The 19,908-nt window shown below is 52.1% G+C and carries 1 protein-coding gene; it reads right to left on the minus strand.

The genetic code is table 11. From position 1 onward, the window contains the following. Positions 1–19,897, minus strand: a 19,897-nt coding sequence (locus KBW69_RS19630) for a TcdA/TcdB catalytic glycosyltransferase domain-containing protein (RefSeq protein WP_257281963.1), incomplete at its 3' end; no start/stop codon positions are given. Positions 19,898–19,908 lie beyond the last annotated feature (11 nt).

Consider the following 19,908-nt stretch of genomic DNA (forward strand, 5'->3'; position numbering starts at 1 on the left):
TCTTCCAGTAAATAAAATGAACCAGTAGCGATTTCAGGTAATCGCTGGCAACGAGCCTTAGTTGGTGAGATTTGGCAAGGTTCTCTTTTTGTTGTGACAGCAAGTTTTCAGCTGCTGCCCGGCTTAACCCAAGCAGGGTGGAGTCGAGCAGGGATTCCAGGCCGGAACCGACTCTCGACCATGCCCGGTAATCAACATCGACCATGACAGAGGCAGGAGGCAGAGGGCTATAGGTGGCGACGGTATTATCAAATTGGCGACCCGAGGGAACGGCGGGTACCGGATTTTTCTCACTGAGAACCTTGTTAAAAAGAGTGCGGTCACTGTTACTGATCGCCACCTCTCCTTTAGAAAGCAGTTCCGATGTTGCCTTCACTTTATCGCTGTCATGGCGTCTTAAATATTGCAGCGCCCGGCGGTAATCCGCTTCAGTCCCCTCAGCCAGCTCCAGGTTATGATGGCCTTTGACCAGCCGCTGATAGAGGCTTGTTTTTGAAGGATGAGCAGCCGCCAGAGTCAGTTCGTACTGACGGGTCAGCCCAACAGGGCGCTGCTCACTGTCGGGCACTGTCCCGGTGTTTATCCCAAAGCGCTGCCGCACCTGCTGGCGCAATGCTGACAGCGATGCGCCGCCGCCCTCAAAAGCCTTCAACAGACTGGCACCGAACAGGCTTGTCAGGGTTTCCCGGAAAATGAACGGCCTGACACTCTCCCTGTCCCTTGTGCCCAGCAGTAACCGGGCATGGCCGCTGTCTTCTGCGCTGATCTCGACACGGCTGTCCACCAACGACCAGAGAGGCTGGGGAATGACTCTCACCTCAAAAGAACTGCCATCGGAAATGCCCGACGCTTTGATGGGTTTCACAAGTCCCTGAAGAAGGTTTGCTAAACGTGGCGTCCCCATTTCCCGGGCAATGTGTTGAAGGTCTTTTTGTAATTGTTGTTTGCCAATCGTGCCCCTGCGTTGCGTCCTGCGATAGTGCCCCATATGGACAACCAACCTGGTGGGCAAAAGATGGTCTGGCCAATCATCGGGAAGTTGCAGGCGAAAGACCGGCTTGTGATCACCTTCGCTGCGGATCAGGGAGTAGCCAGAACCTTGTTTGGAAAAGGCCAGGTCATCCCGGCGACCCAACCTGATCGCCTGTTGCCCGTCCCGGGTCTGAACGGAGGCCTGGTGACGGCCCAGTCCATTATCGGGGATGACATTCGGGGTCTTCCTGCCGGGGCCCGGAGGCAGTGGCGGACGCTTTTGCAGGACATCAAGCCATTCATTGGCTCTCAGGGCATTGGTTCGCAACCCGGCCGGGTCGGCGATTTTCACAGCCTTGAGCCGCCTGTGGAAAAAATACTCCGCCAGCAGCGGCTCAGCGCCGGACAGTGATGGCTTCCTTAACAGCCCGAGCAGGGAGTCTTCCAGCTTGCCCGCCAGCTCTGATGACAGCGGTGACAGGGTACGCTTGATCGCGTCCCGGTAATAATCCGGGTTAGCCGACGCGGGTGCCCGCTGAAGTTCAGCCTGCAAAGCGGCTGCATGCTGGCTGGCAGGCGGTTCCTGTCTTAGCAGCGTCAGGAAACCTGCAAGCTGATCCCCTGTCAGGGTTGACAGGGGACCTTTTTGACTTTCAATGGCAATGAGATGCTGATCACCCAGCCGGGTGATCTTTTGCCGACCAGGGCTGGTCAGGGCCAGGGTTTTCCGGCTACCAGTGGAGACCGGCACATGACCGTTGGAATCCTCACCAAGGGGAAGTTGTCCCGGACGGGTCCATTCACTGCGCACGGCCCGGGCATTCGTCAGACGCTTTACGGCACCGCCTAACCGGGTCAGCATCCGTTGTTGTTCTGTTGCCGTGAAGACGTCACCCCGTCGGTCTTTCAGGGTGTTGGTCAGCACATCTCCAAGCTGTTTGGCCAGGTTGTTGATTCCGGCCAGTGCCTTCAGCTCATTGTTGTTGAGCACAGATACGACCGCATCCACCGGGTCAGCCAGAAGTCGGGTCTGAGAAGTTACCTGTCCCCGGCTGACCAGCTCATTCCAGGCCACTTGCGTCAGCATTGAGCGGAGGTTTTCCAGCCCCGAACGATTGGCACCGGATAACTGGTCAATTAATCGGTTGCAATAATACTGTACCCGCTGGAACAGTGACCGGGTGTTCTCATCCCCCACCAGTCCACCAAAGCCGGACAGCGGGTCAGCAAGGGCTTTATAGGCAATCCGGACTTGCTGGCCGGTTTTCACGGTGGTTATCCCACCCGGGGTAGTGACTGTCTGAACCGTTGCGGGAGCGGAGGCAGTGGCCTGAACGGGCAGAAGGCCAAATGACGCCCGAAGCTGGTTTTCCAGTTGCAGCAGCGTCCGGTCACCGGTGGGCTTTTCCCCTTGCCACCATCTCATGGCAATGGCTGGTGAACTCTGGTCAGTCACGGCCAGTGCTGCCCGATATAAATCCTTCAGGACCAGGGCCAGAGCCCCCAGGTAATTACTGTTGGAGTGGCGTTGTCCGGCCAGTGCCGCCGGGTCAACCTTCAGCACCACGAGCCGCTTACCACTGGCGACCCCGCTGCCGGAGGGTCGATAAGGGATTACCCGGTCAGAAGGTTCTTTGCCAAGCCTGATCACCAGCCTGAGCGCATCAGAGGGCTTCATGCCGGGCAGCAGCTTGCCGTCCAGCTCAGTCATGCTGGCAGGTTGGGTGTAACTGTCGGGGAACCACAGGACATTGATCAGCCGCTGCCCGGCAGGGCTGGCAATAAAGGCTCTCAGCTCTGACAGGAGTATTTCAGCCTGGTTTGCCAGCGTTTGACCGCGGCGGTAGGTGGCAGGAAGAATCACGGCTATCCTGCCCTTGGTGCCTGCCAGCGTTTGTAGCTCGGAACTGCCAGCTAACAGCCGATGATTTTCACGGCGGGCAGCGACCAGCTGGTTTGCCAGCGGTTCCGCCGGGTTGAGTTTGAACAGACTGTTTGAATCTGAGGCTGCATTGCTCAGTTTTATGCCATAAACCATTTGGCCATGGACGTTTTTCTCCAGCACCGGGGTCAAGGTTTCCCCGGTGCTGTCGTAAGCCGTTAACAACCTGTCGCTTTGCAACAGCCTGATGGCGCGGTAGTTGCCATTATTTTCCGGGCTGAGCTGGAAAACCTCGCCGCTGGAACGTTTGACTGCCATGAGCGTCGTAGTGGCGTCCCTGGCCGGAATCACACGTTCAGGTTGGGAGCCGCCGGTAGCGTCGATACTGTCATGAATCGAAGCCTCGTCGCCCAGGGGGGTGGCTATGATGTCGGAGCCTGAGCGCCTGAGCACCTTGTGCAGCTTGTCGTTGTGGGTGAGGAACTCAACTGTGTAATACGTTTTGCCCGTATCGGTGTTATCGATATCGCCACTGTCAATGGTCGAAATGGGCCGTTGTGCCAGATTGTCTGCTAATAGCAGCCGGGTCGCGCATCCCCCGACCCCACGCCGACAGCGCTTATTCTCTGGCGCATCCCTGTCCTTGATGACAATCTTGAACCTGCCGGCAGATTGAACCAGCCGGTAGGGCGATGAACTGAATCCCGCACTCCCTGTTACCGGAGCTTGCGAGGTGGGAGAGGTTTTAAGTGTGCCTATATAGTCAACCAGTTCACGCTGGTCAGGGGCCTGACGGGTCAGAGCGTCTTCCAGCCATTCGACTTGCTGACCGGTGAGCACCCCCCTGAACAGAGCCCTGTCATCATCGGGTAACTTCCGGTCAAACTCACGCAATGCTCTGGCAAAGGTTTCGATATCCGGATCATCCCGGTGCCCCCGGATGTAGTCAAAGACCTCAGCAAAGCTCAATGAGAGTAATTCAGACTTCCGGGTGAACAGCCAGATCATGGCCTTTTTAAAGTCTTCCTGGCTGGCGGGTAATCCAACCGGGTCAAAATGACGTTCAAGCGCATCCCGGTGGCGGCCTGCCAAATGGGTATAAAGGGTATTGGCCCGGTTTTGCGCCCCGGTCAGGGAAACCCATTGGTAGGCAGGGTCAAAACCGACGGAATAGCCCAGCTGCCCCAATCGTCCCGCCTCCTCTGGCCAGCCAGACTTGAACAGTGCGGCATCAACCGCCTCTGTACTCTTGGCCAGACCCAGGGCGTAGAGCTGCCCGACAATGGTGTCGAGGAACCTGTGGGTCAGCGAAGGGTTATCCTTCATCCCAAGCTCAATGGTGATCGCCGTATCCCCGACCAGCAACCGGGACGCCTGTAGCTGAATATGGGGATTTAACTGCCAGTGGAGAGGTCGGCCCGCACTCAGGTCAAGCGGGCGTTCCTTTTGGAATTGTTGGCGATAGCTTTCTGGCTCCAGATCACTGAAAATTTTAACAAACTGCTCGACATCATTCCGGTAACGGTCTGGTGCCAGCTGGCCATCCTGTATGGCTTGCCTGTAAAGTTTGCTGCTGTGACGCGTATCCAGAAACGCCCCGGGAAACCGGTCACTGTGTGATCCTGTCAGAAAGATCTGTTGCCGATCCAGCCTCTGCGTTGCGGCCTTTTCAGTCATTGGTAGCAGTGAGCCGGCCTGAAAATGGATCTTGTTGCCCTGATCGGTTGTCAGCGTGCTCTTGTCTGCCAGCAATTCCAGACTCCTGATGCGAAAAACCGTCGGAGTCCCGGTTTGATCAGCCTGACTGATCTGCCTGTTCACTTCGTCTAGCTGCATTTCGGTAAGAGCACGGGCCAGCTGCCTGACATCTGCCTCCGGATACCGGGAGCGGTATTGATCCAGTGCTTCCACCACTGTGAAACGCCGCAATTCCGGTAATGAGGAAAAGCGCCTCGAAAACCACGGCCAGTCGGCGGTATCCACTCTGGACACAGCTAATTCAAGAAACGCACGGGTAACGTCTTGATCACGCCCCAGCTGGTTTGGTTTCAGCGCCAGCTTGAGAGGGCCCGTGAGGTGATCGGGCCCTGCCGGTTTTTGGCGATACAGCTGCTCCATACTGCTGCTTTGAACCGGCAGAGTGACGTCCAGAAGGTAACGGCCATTGGCGTCTCTGGAGACATCTCTGGAGACAAGTCGCGTTGCGCTGTCCTCTGACATCTGCCCGGTCCAGAGTGCCCGGTATTTTCCGTCATTGGCCAGGGGCAGGGAGTAGGAGTCTGGCAGCGAAGCGGGCAATAGCCCGGCGCCGTTGGCAAGGCGGTAATCCAGAGCTGTCCCCAGCAGGTCTTTGATCCTGACACCCGCTCGCGGGTCCGGGTCGCCGTCTACCTGCTGTGCAAGATCCGTGAGTTCCACTACCAGATCATCAGTGACTTGTTGCAGGCCAACACGGTTGATGTAGTGACTGAGGGTGGTCACGGCACTGTCGGAAAGGTAGGTATGGATACCGTCTGCCAGCCTTGTCCCCGGAAACAGGACTTTCCCGGGCTGGTCGTCCCCCGACAGTCGGAACAACAACAGAGTCAACATCGATCTTAACTGGGCATGGGTTGCCTCATTACCGCCTGAGGCCTGAGCGACCGCCTTCACGAACCGGTCGGCGGCGTGCAGGCTGGCCAGCAGCCGCTCCTTCCCGGGGCTGTCTCTGGCAGCTAACAGTATGGGAAGCAAGGACTTGTCCAGATCCCCAAAGGGAAATCTTATGGTGATCCCGGTGTCTGTTTTACCGGTGATGGTTGTCTGCCAGATTTTCACCCCGTCATCAACAAAAGGGGGCAGCCGGTCTTTAAAATACTGGTCAAAGTTCGAGTGAAAAGATCGGTCATTGGGGGGGTGAGGCAGCGTCGAGATAATTTTATCCAGTGCGTAAAACGTTGCTTCCAAACGATCCTTGTTGGTGTCCCGGTCACTGAGGGAAAGGGGTGGCGTTACCAGTTGCAAACCCGGGTGAAGTCCGGGGCCAAGCCATTTCAGGGTGGTTAAAGGTACATCATTGATTTTTTCCGGGCTCAGGCGCACCTGGCTGTGCGACCCGGCGGGTCTGTGGACTGTATGGGTTATTTTTTCAAAGATTAACCGGCCCGGGGCGCTGTCTTCTTTTACGGTCTTTGTGTTGGCAAGTTGCTGGTGAAAGGCCCAGACTAAATCCCGGTTGTTAACCGGGCCAGGCAATGTCGAGGCCGTTTTATCCAGTGCCTGAAAAGCGGCGTCCAGAAAAGACCGTTGCCCGTCCAGCTCATCCGGGGAAAGCGGGGCCGTTATCAGTTGCAGGCCTGACTGACTGTCTTCGTTCAGCCATTTAAGGGTGATTAAAGGTGCACCATTGATGTCTGTGGGGCTTCTGGCTATCAGACTTTCCGACCTGGCAGGTTTGTCGATGATGTAGGTTTTTTCAAGGACTATCCGGCCAGATACACTGTCTTGTTTGAGATTCCCGGTGGTGGCAAGCCGGATCAGGGGAGCGAGTCCCATTTGCTGACGAACCATGCGTTCAATGGTGTTAACGTCCGGGGAGGCAGGCTGACTGCCGCCGTTCAGATCGTAGCCGGATTGAACCAGGTTGGTAAACACTGGAATCAGGCTGGACAAACTGGTTTTTGGACTGACAGCCGCATCGGGGGTAATAACCACTCTCTTGTCAGTATCTGATAGCGAAACAACGATTTGCTGCTTTCCGGCACCTGCTTTCGGTGCATCAACTATCAAGTGCTGATAGGGATGGTGGGGGGGGGAAGCCGCTTTGAATGTTTTCCGGTAATCCTGGCCCAGAGGCGTTTTCAGGAACTTCTTAATACCATCGAACAATAAAAAAAGATGATCCGCTCCGGCATGACGGAAGTAATCAGGGGTGACCCTTAACAGGATTAACTTGCCAATCCTGAGTTCCTGAGGACCCCCGTTTAAATCACGGTTACTATAAAACCGGTCAAAATCCCCTGACTCTGCCATTGAATTCAGTTCGTTAATCAGGGGGGTACTCTTCACCTTGAGGGACGTTTTCAGAAAAGTGTACCCACCACTTCCGATCGCCTGCCGCAGAGTCAGACCCGCCTGAAAATCCGGCAGATTCCTGTGGGTCTCCACCAGTGCCGAAGTAAAAGTGTCCAGAGATACCAAGGGGTTCAGACGATGGTAGTTACGAACCCGTTGAAAAGCTTCTGTCAGTTCATCCTGATCATGCCGGGTGGACAACGAGTAGAGAACCTCGGCGAAATCCGCAACCGACCCGGTAGCAAACTGCCAGTTGTGATCGCTCGTGCCGATGCCATCAATAAACCGTGTGTACAGGCGGTCTTTCTGACCTGGAAAAGCAGCCAGCGCCAGTCCTGTGGTCAGGCCATAACGACGGCCTGTGGTGGATGCCGACAATCCCCAGGTCGCCCGCAAGTCCTTTTGAGCCTCACTGAGAGCCTTCACATCGGGATGGTTTAGCAGGGCTGTGCCGAACAACTTTCCAATAGCGATAGCCTTAGGGTTATCAAAAGTCGTGTCTTTTATGCCCACCGTCAGAGTCGGTGGATCGCCGTCCAGACGACTCTGGTACAGGTACTGTTCGTGCTCAAGGGTAATGATTATTTCGTGATACAAACGACCCAGAGACATCCCGCGCCCGGAAAGTATTTCTCCCGAGCCAAGAATCGGTTTAACAAAACCTTCGCCACCGGAAAACAAATCCAGAAGTTTATAAAGTTCGGCGGGCAGGTTGTACCGTGCAAGCTTTTGCCAGGTCGCCACAGGCGGGGCATGGGTTTCAGTCGTTGCCGCAGGAGGCTGGTGATCCCAGCCGGTTACCCGTTGAAGGTTAACATCCACAGGCACTATTTTTTGCAACTGCGCCAGGGTGTCCCAGGCTGAGCCTGACTGCCCACCTGTTATAGCCCTGAGACGGGCAGCCAGCAGCAACTGGCCCAGAGCGTCCTGTCCCGCTGTGCCCTGTTGTGTCTGGTGATAGCTGATGTAGGAGCGGGTGACATGCTCCAGCTTTGCCGGGTCCAGTTGACCCAGCCGACTGAGGATGGACTGCTTCACCCAGTCCCTGTAGTGCGTGGTTTCAGTTTCAGAGGTGAGGATGGATTGGGCTCTTTTAAAAAAGACCAGGTCAGTTTCCGGGTTAGCTCCCAGTAAACCCGGGTTCTGAACGGACTTTATTATCGCAGTCACTGAAAGGTTGGGTGGAGCAAAAGCGATCCTTTTGAGTTCAGGCCAGGGTTCACGAACCTCAAGGGTGCCGAGGTAACGGACTTCATCCTCTTCATTGAAATAAAGAGAGACAATTCGTCTTGACGGTGGGTTTATGGCATCTTTGTAACCCAGTGTCGGTCCTTTGTTTTTGTGTTGCGGTAATTCGAAAAAATCTGAGCCATCAAGAGAGAGGATAGGCATCCTCCCATGTTCGGTACGGTAATCCAACAGGTCGATAAACAGCAATTCTATCCTGGCTTCCAGTTGCTGTCTGGGCACCTTCCACTGTCTGCCCAACCCTTCAGCCCTGGACCCTATTATCGCCAGCTCATTGACTGTTTCCTGCATCAAAGAACTAAAGGCTTGCCAACCGGAATCCCGGATGGCTGACTTAAGTTGTGCGGCATCCAGATCAGAGATGACCGTCATTAAAAAATCAGCGGTACCCAGTCTCAGTAATCCTTCAAGTTGAGTGATGGGTGTGTTTTCGGTTCCCAGTTTATCCCTGAAAAAAACGTCGGTTGAACTGTCTAATACCTGCTTGTACAAATGAATGGTCAACATGGACTTCAGTAAATCAGAATTCAGATTCAGTTTTTTTGTAATGACATAGGCCTTGTACTGGCTCCACTGAAAAACGTCTCTTAATGGGTCACTTTTCCTCGGAGCCATAAGACAGGGAATATAGGATGTTATAGCCCCAATCTCGCCAAGATCGACCCCGATATTGACCTGAACATGGTGAGATAACGGTGATGTCCTTTTTACCCCGGGCAGCAATGAGACTTTACTGTTTTCAAATCTATGGTCGCTGGATAACTTGAATTTTTTTAAATTACCTTTGGGATTATTTCCAATTAGCTCGTCATTATAAGCCTTAACTAAATCGCCTACGGTATAGCCACTCTCAGGTATGTTTGCCAATACAGAGGCCATCGTATTGGTAGCACGAAATAAAGCTGAGGACTCACTTAGATAATCCCGGAGAGGTTCTGGTCCGGTAATGATTTCAACGATTGAGTCACCGCGGCGTTTATCGTTGGTTGTAGTCGGATCAGGAGGATCTTCGCTAGATAGAGTCAGATCAGCATAATCAGTGAGAGAAAGCGTGTTAGGTGAAGATTTACTGGACGCAAGCATATTTCTCGATTCAGCATCCACACTTGTGTCAGCATACTCTATTTCAAGACCGATCCGTCCTTTATAAATGTCTAAGGGGATATCCGGAACTTTGATACCCTCTTGTAATCGCTTAACATCGTCAACGTCAAGATCACGCAGAATTCTTTTCCGAATGCTTTCAGAATCGCTGTTGATTCCTGCCAACAGATTGGTTGAAACAATATAACGAGCGATCAGGCCTGATAAAGTGCGATATTGTTCAACGGGCATTTTGCCTTCGGTGACATACTGGCCCGGATCAATTTTCAGGACACAACCGGCATTGTTAATCAGAACCGGTTCTGCCGGAGTAGTTCCGGATGAACCGGGAGGAGTGATGACCAGTAATAGCCGGACAGAGCCAGGTATTTTGACCTGGTCGAAGCCGCTGCCGACAGAACCATCAATAACACCCTGATTCACCAGAGTCTGGAGGTCTCCAAAGATTTGGCTCTGTCCTGCCATCAACGCATCGGAAAAAGCCTTGAATTTAGAGGTGGTTCTGAGCCATCGAAGCGTTTTGATAATAGTCTCATGCAATGACTTCATATCATTTGCAGTGACATCGTTTTCCAGAACCTGTTTGATAAACCGGGCAGAGAACAAGATCGCGACTTTTGACTCCGAACCTTTATCGCCATAGGTGCCCGGTGTCACTTCGCTAATAATTCCGGGACTGTTCTCTTTTATCTCTTTGCCATAGACGTCTATGTAACGGGAAGACGTTCTGCCAGTGTAGTGAGTTTTGTCTGGCGGGGTTTGCATATCACCAAAATCTGACAATAACCTGCTCCTGACTTTGGCGAGTAAACCAGAGCTGGCTATTCGTTTTTTCAACATCCGGTAATCCGCTTCCTGCAACTGCAGCGCAGAACGCAGTTCCGAATCCAGCATCTGTTTCCAGAAATCTGTGTGTACCTTAACCAGGCCCTGTGCAAAAGTACCAACAGCGATCTCCGGCTTCGCTTCAAGGGAACGAATAACGTTTCTGACCGAAACGGCCAGACGCTTTTCCTGAAACAGTACGTCCAGTGCCCGCTGGAAATCATCCACCGTTCCTTGGGCAAACCTGAACTCACGGTCATCAATATTAAGGATCAGTATCCGGTAAAGCGGATCGCTGTCGTTCGGTATCCGGCGTAGTTTCAGACCGTTGTCAAAAGCGTAATGACCATCAGGATCATTACGGTATTCCGTCTTCCATATCTCCATGGCCCTGACGATAACGGGTGGGGTTGCTACCGATGCTCTCAGTTGCAGGAACAGAGCCAGCCCGTAGGATTGGGTCATCACCCGGGCCAGACGGGTATCTGACGAGGCTGGTCGTACATCCGACAGTCCGACCAGGATGTTGACAGGCTCACTTTCTTGCCATTGATCGACCATCACCCAACTGTCTGCGATCAACCGGTCGGAATCCAGCCGAATATTAACGACCGCCTTTGTTGCCCCGAAACCACTCTCTTTCTCCCATTTGCGCCAGGCCAGGAGGCTATCGATGAATTCATTAGGTCCGTTGAAATAACGAAGCACATCATGTAGCGCTTGTGGCACTGCTTCCAGTAGCGTCAGTTCACGCATCTGGGAGCGATAGGCACTGTGATTAATGGGCGTGATAAGAAAGGGTGAATCAACCCCCAGAACGGTCTGCGAGGGAAACCGGTAATCCTGGAAGAAGGGCGTGAAAGGGTCCAGGTAAATCAGGTACTCGCGGTTTTCCGTGGTTGGGAGCCTGATGGGGTTGATGTCTTCGGAGAGCCGGCTGAACAATTCCGCGATCAGCAGCCTCTGCCGGAGATCCGGTCTGCGACCGCTGGCCAGAACGGTTACTGTGTTGATGGCCAGACTCATCAACAATCTTCGTATCAGGCTTCGGGCAACCTTATAGTCCCCGTAGTCCCCGTAGTCCCCGTCGATGTTATTCATTTCGGTGGCCAGTGTGACCACATCAGTCGGCGCAAACAGGGCAATTTTTTCGCTGAGCTGCTGTTTAACCAACGAGGGGTTGTGATGGGTATAGGCTGACTCAATCGTATTGATCAGTGTCCGGGCAGTACGCTGCGTCAGCGGACCTGAGGACTGAAGCATAAACAGGATATTGCGCAGATTATCCGAAAAAGCGGCGCTGTTACTCTCTGGCACGTCCAGCAGAACATAAGTTGCGCCTGAAGGATCGCTGACAACAGGTAGGTATCGGTTGCGCTTGTCTTCATTAAAAGTCCCTCCATTAAAAGACGGGGACAGTGGATCCGTAAAACTGACAGTGCCATCCGTTTGGCGCTTCAGCCTTCTGTTAATCCCAAGCGAAAGTGTGTTTTGAAACCACCTTCTCTGTTCACTCCTTATTCTGGCGTTCAGTCTCGGTACTTTTTTTTCTGCCAGTTTGTCCGCCAGCCATTGACCTGATAACTCTCTCAGAGTCCTGACATATCGTTGGCCCAATTCGGAAAAGTCATTTTTTAACTGTTGGGCATGGAGGGCAAACAGGTCATCTTTTGCCAATGTAGAAACCAGCAGGTCAGGGCCGGAGACCCTGAACGGGTTTATGTCATTGCCACCGGGTGCCACAATGTCCTGCAAAGACCCAAGCAGCAGACGAGTGAACAATGCTGCCATCGCGTCTAATGGCAGGCTTTTAACGTTACGGGCCAGCTGATAGCCCGCCTGCTGGATTCGGAAAAAATTCTCCTGCGCAAAGCGGTCGCCATAGGCCAGCAGGCCAACTCCAGACAACGGGTCTCCGATTGAGTCTGCACGGACAAAGGCGCTCATGTGACGCTCTGTTGGTATCCTGGCCTGTGTAAGAGACCGCTCGGCATCGGCAACCGGCAACGGCATCAACTGGTAAGGGGAAAAGTCATCACCGGTGTGTTGTTGCAGTCGACGGTTGTATTGCTCAATCAGGTCGGAGAGTGGCAGCCTGTTATTGTTTTCGATAAACGTACTAAGCAGTAAATTTCTGGCCCGGTCGAAAGCATCGTCACGATCGATACCCAAGCGCACATAATCCCTGCCGCGGGGCAAAGCGGGCAAGTTCCGGAGTTTTTTCACCAGCCCTTCTGTAACCGGAAGCTGGCGGGCCATTAACTGCCCCTGTTCGTCTTTCTCAAGTACCAGCTTGACGCGATGGTCTGACTGTGACCACAGGACATCGCCATCAACGGGCACGGTGCCGGTCCATTTGCGCCCAAGCTCATCAACCGCCACCAGGGCGTTACGGACACTGATTCGTTTTGTCCGGATTTCACCAAACAGCTTTCTGGCGAAAACTTCTACGGGGTAATGCTCCCCACTGGCATCAGCACCACAGCCCACCAAACTGACGGTATGGACAAACCGACCGCTGGTTAATCGCTTTAGCACATCGGCCAGTTGCTCAACCGTCTTCCCGCCCAGCAAAAACTGGTCGGAACCGGACTTTTCGCCCTGAACCTTACTGCCGTGGCCAACTACAATAATGCGGGTGTCGTCTTTAAGAAAATCAGCTTGCAATGCCTCAAGCTCAATGTCGTGTCCTGTCTTCGGATCAATCGGGGTTCCATCAGACTTTAGTCGTATAAGTTGGCTGAAATCGGGTTGGTATTTGTTGGCCAGATAAAGGCTGGCACTGGTTTCATTGTCGCTGTCACCCAGTTGAAGAATGACCTGGTTTTTATAACGGCTGTCTTGCTCAGAGGTCAGGGCATAACGCTCGGTTTTATCAGTTCCGGGTATCCAGCTACTGGGGCTTTCATCAGTATCGTCACTGATTAAATCAATCTTTGCTAATGGATTGATTTGCATGAAATAGGATTTTGGTTCAAAACCAAAAAGGTCTTTCCTTGAAAAAAAAGCAGACAAATAATTCGCGGAGACTGTTTGAAATCCATTCACCCCGGATATATACATTGTTGATCTGGAATGTGGCAGTATTCCATCTTTACGATAATTAAAAAAACTGTGGGCGATTTTCTGATCAATATTCAATTCCCTGGCGATTAATTTTGCAGTTTTATTTATATCGGTATTAGAAACTCTTAGTGGGTTGTCGAGATTTAAACGTTCAATCAATTGATAACGTTTTATAATATTTTTCTTAACTGCCTCGAGAACCTCGCTGTCAGGTGGCGCGATAATTAAGTTATTGTTGAGATGTATCTTTTTTTCATACCTTGATTTTATTTCCACTGAACCAGGAATAACCCTGAGCGAATCTTGAAAGACAAAAAGAGGTTTTTTGCCGTGATTGGCTATAGCTTCTTCAATAGCTTTTATTAAATCAGGGTATTCTTCCTTTATTCTGTCGTAGTATTTCTCTTCTTCCGGATCAGGTGTCCTGCCAAAAAACAGCTGTTCCGGCCCTTTCTGGGCAAGATAGTTAATAATTGCATGGTTAACGGGGTAACCCGGACCAATCAGCTCGCCGCCAAATAAAAAATATTTCGGAAATTTAATGTGTTTAAACAATTCCTTGTTAAAAGCAGGTAGTATATCAACATCCAAATAGACACCCCCTCCTTCCTTGTCTCTGGCAAGAACTTCCACTCTTACCAAATCTGCTGCTGCGGCTAAAATCCCCCTTTGCCCAAGTTCTTTCACGTACCACTTTCTCAGGCTGGCTTCATTGCCTGCCTGCCAGAGTGTATTGATATCTGCCAGCCTGAATTTACCGGAATCAGGGTTGCTCTTAAGTTTGGCCAGCTCGTCGGCAAACGTCCTGAGTTGCTTCGGGCTTTCTTCTTGTATTTTCTCTAACTCGCTTCGATCCATACCCAAATGGTTAACTAAAAACGCTTTTGCCATGTCGTCGAAGGTTTTACCCCGGGCGATGCCTTTTTTTATAGTGCTATAAGCCAGATCTTGCAGCTGATTAACACGTTCCACAAATTCAACCCTGGTATTTTCTTTTTTCAGGAATGATTCGGGTATTTTCTCAGCGGCAACAGCCTTAAGTATTTCCCGGGTAAGTATGGGCGCTAAAAACGCTTGTGGATCGTGCCAGAGCGTCAAAGACCAGGAGGGAACCTGTGAAGCCCAGATCTTGAGATCGTCTACAACACCTTTTTTGAGAGGACCAATCCAGATAGTGTGAAGCTTTTTGGGTACCTCGACCAAAGCGTCCAGCAGGTACTGTTTTATTGTGGCGACCAGGTGCGAGACGACTGCTTTTCCAAGAGCAGTACCGGGCAGGTTTTCCTGCATGCGATAGACAAGGGCGTATTTTTTAAGGGCAGTCCCCTCTTGGCGAAACCGGTCAAATTGTGCAATTTTTTTCTCCAGCGATTTTAAATCATCTGAACTGAGAGCTCCCAGATGCGGCTTAAGGCTGCGCCTGAACATCTCCAGAGTCGGTATTGCATGATCGGGATTAACGGGCCCCAGCAAGCCACTGTTTTGTAACAGCGCAGAGGGCAGCTCCCGCAGTCCAATAGCACCTTCAGCAAACTGGTCTTTTTTAGGCAATCTTTCGACGGTGATGTCACCGTTACTGATGCGAAGTGCTTTGAGCTTGTCAGGTTTGTCGGCCAGTGACCAGGTCACCAGACCCGTCTCTGAAAGCAGGCCAACCCACAGACGTCCCCAGATATCGACTCTCAAAAGACCGTCACGGGCGGTCACTGTCCGGGTTTTTGTCGCTTTCAGGATATCTTTCAGGTATTGGCTGACAAGCCCGTCGTGATCGACACCTGAGCCAACCAGGTTAATGGTTTTAACCGGGGTATCACCGATCAATTCATTAATTTTTTTTGACAGGTCTGACGCGGTTTGCCCGCCCAGGGTAAATTCCCCGTCTTTGGATTCACCCAGGCCTACCACATGAATTCGGCTATCATCGCCCAGCAGTTTGCCAATATCGGCACTATTGATCTTTGCGCCCGTCTCGCCATCTGACCAATCATCGTTCTCAATGACCAGCCAACGGACTGAAGGCTCACTGCCTCCCGTTTGTTGGCGATTTTTATATTTGCGAAACAGGTAACGGCTGGCCTTGCTAATAGGGTTATCATCGCCAGACCCCATCTGGATAACCAGTTGTTGACGGTATTGGCTATGCTTCCGGGGATCTGTGTTTATATAGCGTCTGATATCATTTTCCTGATCCCGGGCAGCAGCCGCTTCGCTAGAAAGGGTAAAGTGATCTCCGGGAGACAATTGCAGAGCAGCCAGCAAAGCTTTGTAGCCTGCAGTCCAACTCATTGCAATCTTGCTTTCCTGCAGTGCGTTATCGCCATTCAGGATTCGATAGCCTTTCGCAAACTCTCGTACACCTCCGATTCGGTAATAAGCCAATGCCGCGTCAGCAATCCTTTCCCCGATTAAAAATGTTTCTCTGAGTCTGGCAGCATTCCAATTCGTCAAACCGGACACTTTAAATCGATCAACCTCTTCGAATTGTGATAAGAGGGTGTCATAAGCTAACTCTATGGTTGGGTTGCCCGGTCTTGCCGCGAAAAATAAACCCGGATTTTTTTCTGATGGCACGTAGGCCTGGTAGGGCATGACTTTAACTTTTCCCAAAGGCTTAAACAGTTGAGAGGGATCAGCATTTGCCACAAGCTGTTCAATGTCGCTCTTCAACCCAGGGTATTTTTCACCGAACCAGGCGATATCTTCTGAAACTTTCTGTTTAATGGCAGGGTCCTGATTATCAGGAAGGAATTCTTTGCCAAGCCTTTGGATGACCAGCTGTGTCTGTAATGTCTTTACCCTGTCCCAATCTGCTTTGCTGACGCCTGAATAATCAATACCCTTGAAAAGATCCTCATTCAATGCAGGCGAAAGCGACGTATCAGAATAAAGACCACCGAGAGTGCTAATCACCTTGATTTTCACCAGTGCGTTGGCCGCAGGCTGATGACCACGCAATCCCAGTTCCCTGTAATAGTGCTTTTTGGCTTTCTGACCATCTTCCCCGTAGGCACTGGTCCAGAGCTCATTAATATCTTTGAGGGAAAACTTGGCCCCGGGGTAAGAAGACGTTATTTCCTTTTCAAATTGCCGGAAGGATTCCAGCGTTTGGGCTTTTTGTTTGTCAATGTCCGTCTTGTATTTGAGATGGTCTATCAGAAAATCCTTCGCCGCCTGATCAAACAGCTGGCCACTTGCCATTTTTGGCTCTATGGCTTTCCAGGCCTCATCTTGTAACCTCATCAGTTCTTTCAGTAAATCCGATTCAAAATCAGATGGATTACCGGGATCGGACTGACCGGTCAATTTACTGGTCACAGATTCTTTAAGAGCTTCGGCGAGCACACCGGCGAGCATTGCATTCGGGTCATGCCAGAGGTTTATTCTTAAAACGGACTCTGAATTTGCTAAAATCCATGACCGGATATAATTCAGCTCCCCATCGGTTGGGTTAACGCTAACAAAATGCAGCCGTGGAGGGACTGACTTCATATTGCTTTCAAACCAGCTCCGGATGTCTGTAGCCAGTTTCGCAAATTTTACGCCGGTTTCCTGAGGGTGGTTCCCGATCAGGTCGGTGAGTTTTTCGTAGACCCTTAATGCCGAAGCAAAGGTTGATGGAGCATTCCCATGGCGAGAACTATCAAGGCTCATAAAAGATGAGAACAGGTCTTCAAAACGTCTGTTCAAATCTGCGTTCAGGATGCGTTGGTACTGTAATATCGCTGCATATTCCATATGGAACGTCTTGGCGTCAGGAATCAGTTTGTCGATTAATTTCGAGTCTGAGCCCTCAGCAGGATCAGGATCGGCACGGCGAACCCTGTGTCTTCCCACCGGTTTGGTCATTTCCGGATACTCATGCAGTGGGGGTGGCTGAAGACCATCATTCGTTGTCATCCTGCCAATGGAAGCCAGTTGCAGACGATAGGTGCCGTTTTTGTCAGGCTCTGCCGTCAGTTCCAGATGACGTCCCAGTGAGCCATATCCGGTCACCGCCAGGCGCACGGATTTGCTGGTGTCTGTCGCTGTCGTTTGATTAAACCTTACCTGTACGGGCAGGGCTTCTTTGATCATTACCTGACGGGGGTCTACTACGGCTAATCTGTTCTGTCCGGGATAGTTTTCAGAATAGTCCCGTGGCAAACCGAGCTCAGTACGAATCCGGTTTTTGATCCTGTTGGCATCCTCTTCCGGCTTTATGCCGAGTGCCAGTTGGAATGCTTTCTTTAACTGAAAAAAGAACGAAACATGGTCTGACAGCCATCCGGCACCAAAGGGCACGCCCCCCCAGCCCGGATCAAAATGGATGAGCGTGAAGGTGCCGTTATTGACGGTTTGGTTGACGGGTGCAAGGGCAGTCCGGTTCTCTGTGGCAGGGTCATGGACGGTGTCATTTTCCGCACCATGTCGGGTGAGCAGGTAGGCCAGTGGGCCGGATTTACCGCCGGGAGACGCGCCATTGTGACCGGGGATGATCAGGCTGACATACTCTCCCGGAATCGTCCTGTTCCGTTCTTCAGGGGGCACTTCCAGCAAACCAATGTCGTGAATATCGCCAAGGGTGTTGGGCCTTATTGGGGAGGTTACATTGCCCGACAGCCTCTGGAACTCGTTGGTATTGTTCAACCGATGCCTGAACAGGTCGCTGGCGTCCACCAGTCGGCGCAGGTCACTGACGATGGTTTCGTTACTGGAACCGGTCAGGTAGTCCGGCGACAGGTAAACCCCTATCCAGTCACCCAGAGCCGTGAGGGTAAAGAACCGGCCCCGGATGCTGCTGGTGGTGTTGTCAAAGAACGGCACCGGTTCCATTTCGGTCAGGCCATCGTAGCCATCCTGTTGTGCCTCATCATTTCTTTTGAGTCGCTTAAGGTTTGCCAGGGCCGGATTGTCAGGGTCTTTAGCGGTCAGCCAGTCCAGGCTGTCATCAATAGCCCTGCGGAAAGCCCATTGTTCACTGCGCAATGATTGCTCGTTGTAAACCATGATGATGGCCTGGAGCAAGTCCGCCATTTCCCCAGCTGTAACGGTACTCTCCGTCAATGGTTGCTGGTCTTCCATGACTCTGGCAAGTGCTGACGCCAGCCCGTCATCCAGATACAGTTCGCGGACGGCATCAACAAAGTCTCTCGCAGTGCCGCCCCGTTTCCTGAGGTTATGGCGCTGACCTGCCACCAGTCGCTGGTAGACAACACCTGACTGTTGTGGCCATTGCCGGGCCTGATAACGTTCATCCAATCCATAATTCGGTTGCAACGCTTCCAGCCTGTTGCCAGTGATCCCCCACAGCTGCTCGATACCGGCCACAGCCACGGGATTGTCCGTCAGGGTCTCTCGCCATGTTGGTATCAGCAGGGCCGACAGTCCGCGCCCAAGCGCCTCGGCAGAGTGCCGGGAAAGATCGGCCAACCCCAGGCGAACCAGTGGTTGGCTGCCGTTTGTGAAAGTTGCGTCACTGTCAATGAATAATCGGTCGGACTCTGCCTTGATCAGAGGAATCTTGTGATCGGGGTTTGTCGATCCCACCGGATCACTGGCATCCTGAAGTCCGTGAAGAAAGGCCAGCAACTGTTCGTTAAAACCACCGTATAGAAACAGTCCGGCTAATGTCTCAAGGTCAAAAACCAGCCGCTGGAGAGTTTGTGTTGGATCCTTGTAAGCCAGTGATTGATAGCTTTCCACGTCAAGGGTTATGTCGACCAGCCGCAGTGGTGGAGCTGCGTCCCCCTGGGGGTAAACCCTGACACCTATTTCCGTTCCCTGTACGCGGGTACAGTAACCTGTGCCAAAAGCGGGAAAGGCCATTGTCTCGTTGATGCGTAAAAGCGGTGCGACGGGCGTGAAGGCAAAATAATTGTCAGGCACTGGCCCGGTGACATTGCCTGATGAAGGGGTTGCTTCGCTTGTAACATTGCCTGATGAAAAGCTCGGCTCTGTTTTGAGCCCGGCAAGCGTTCGATTAAGGTGGTTTTTGGAATGCCAGTGATAAGCCCTGAGTCTGGCACTCAGGGGGGTAGGGGGCTTGTCGGGGGGTGAGGCTTTGAACAGACCGGGAAGCAAAACCTCCAGCCAATGACGTGAAGCCGGAGATAATTTCTGATTCAACCACTTGGCAGCCAGCGTTTCAGCGATAAAACCGAGCTGTGTTTCAGTGGCGACAGTGGAAACCGCGTCATCAGGATGGGTAATGGGAGACTGGATAAAACCGCTACCATTCTCTGTAGCATCACTCTCTTCGACACCATCATGCCGTGCCTGAAATTCTGACCAGAAGGCATTGGGATCACAAGCCTCATAAACGACTATTGCCATGTGATTCAGCAAAGTGGCAACAAGCCGGTCAACTCCGGGAGTCTCTGCCAGACTGGCGGGTTTGCCAGAAGTCTGGGGTAATGATGATGGATTGATGATCGATTGCCCGATTAACAAAGTGACACCATCATCGTCATAAAAAACATTCTGACCCGCTAAGTCAGAGTCAGAAAAGATAATGCTGACATTCCGGTGTATGTGGTGCGGAAATAAACCTGACTGCTCAATCAACCAGAAGGCCCTGTCAATGGCTGTCCTGACGGTACTGATGTACGCAGGCGTGGCAAAAGCCGAGCCCGGTCGATTCATCGACAGACCGATTTTAAAAGTATCTGTGTCAACAATGGCGGAGTAAAACCAGCCATCGCTGGTCTCAAGCCACTGTCGTTCGGGAGGAGGATTGGGAGGAATCGTATCAGTTCGATTGGCAGGCATAGGGTAAGCTC

Origin of the sequence: Endozoicomonas sp. ISHI1 (assembly GCF_024606225.1) — a bacterium.
GTDB lineage: Bacteria > Pseudomonadota > Gammaproteobacteria > Pseudomonadales > Endozoicomonadaceae > Endozoicomonas_A.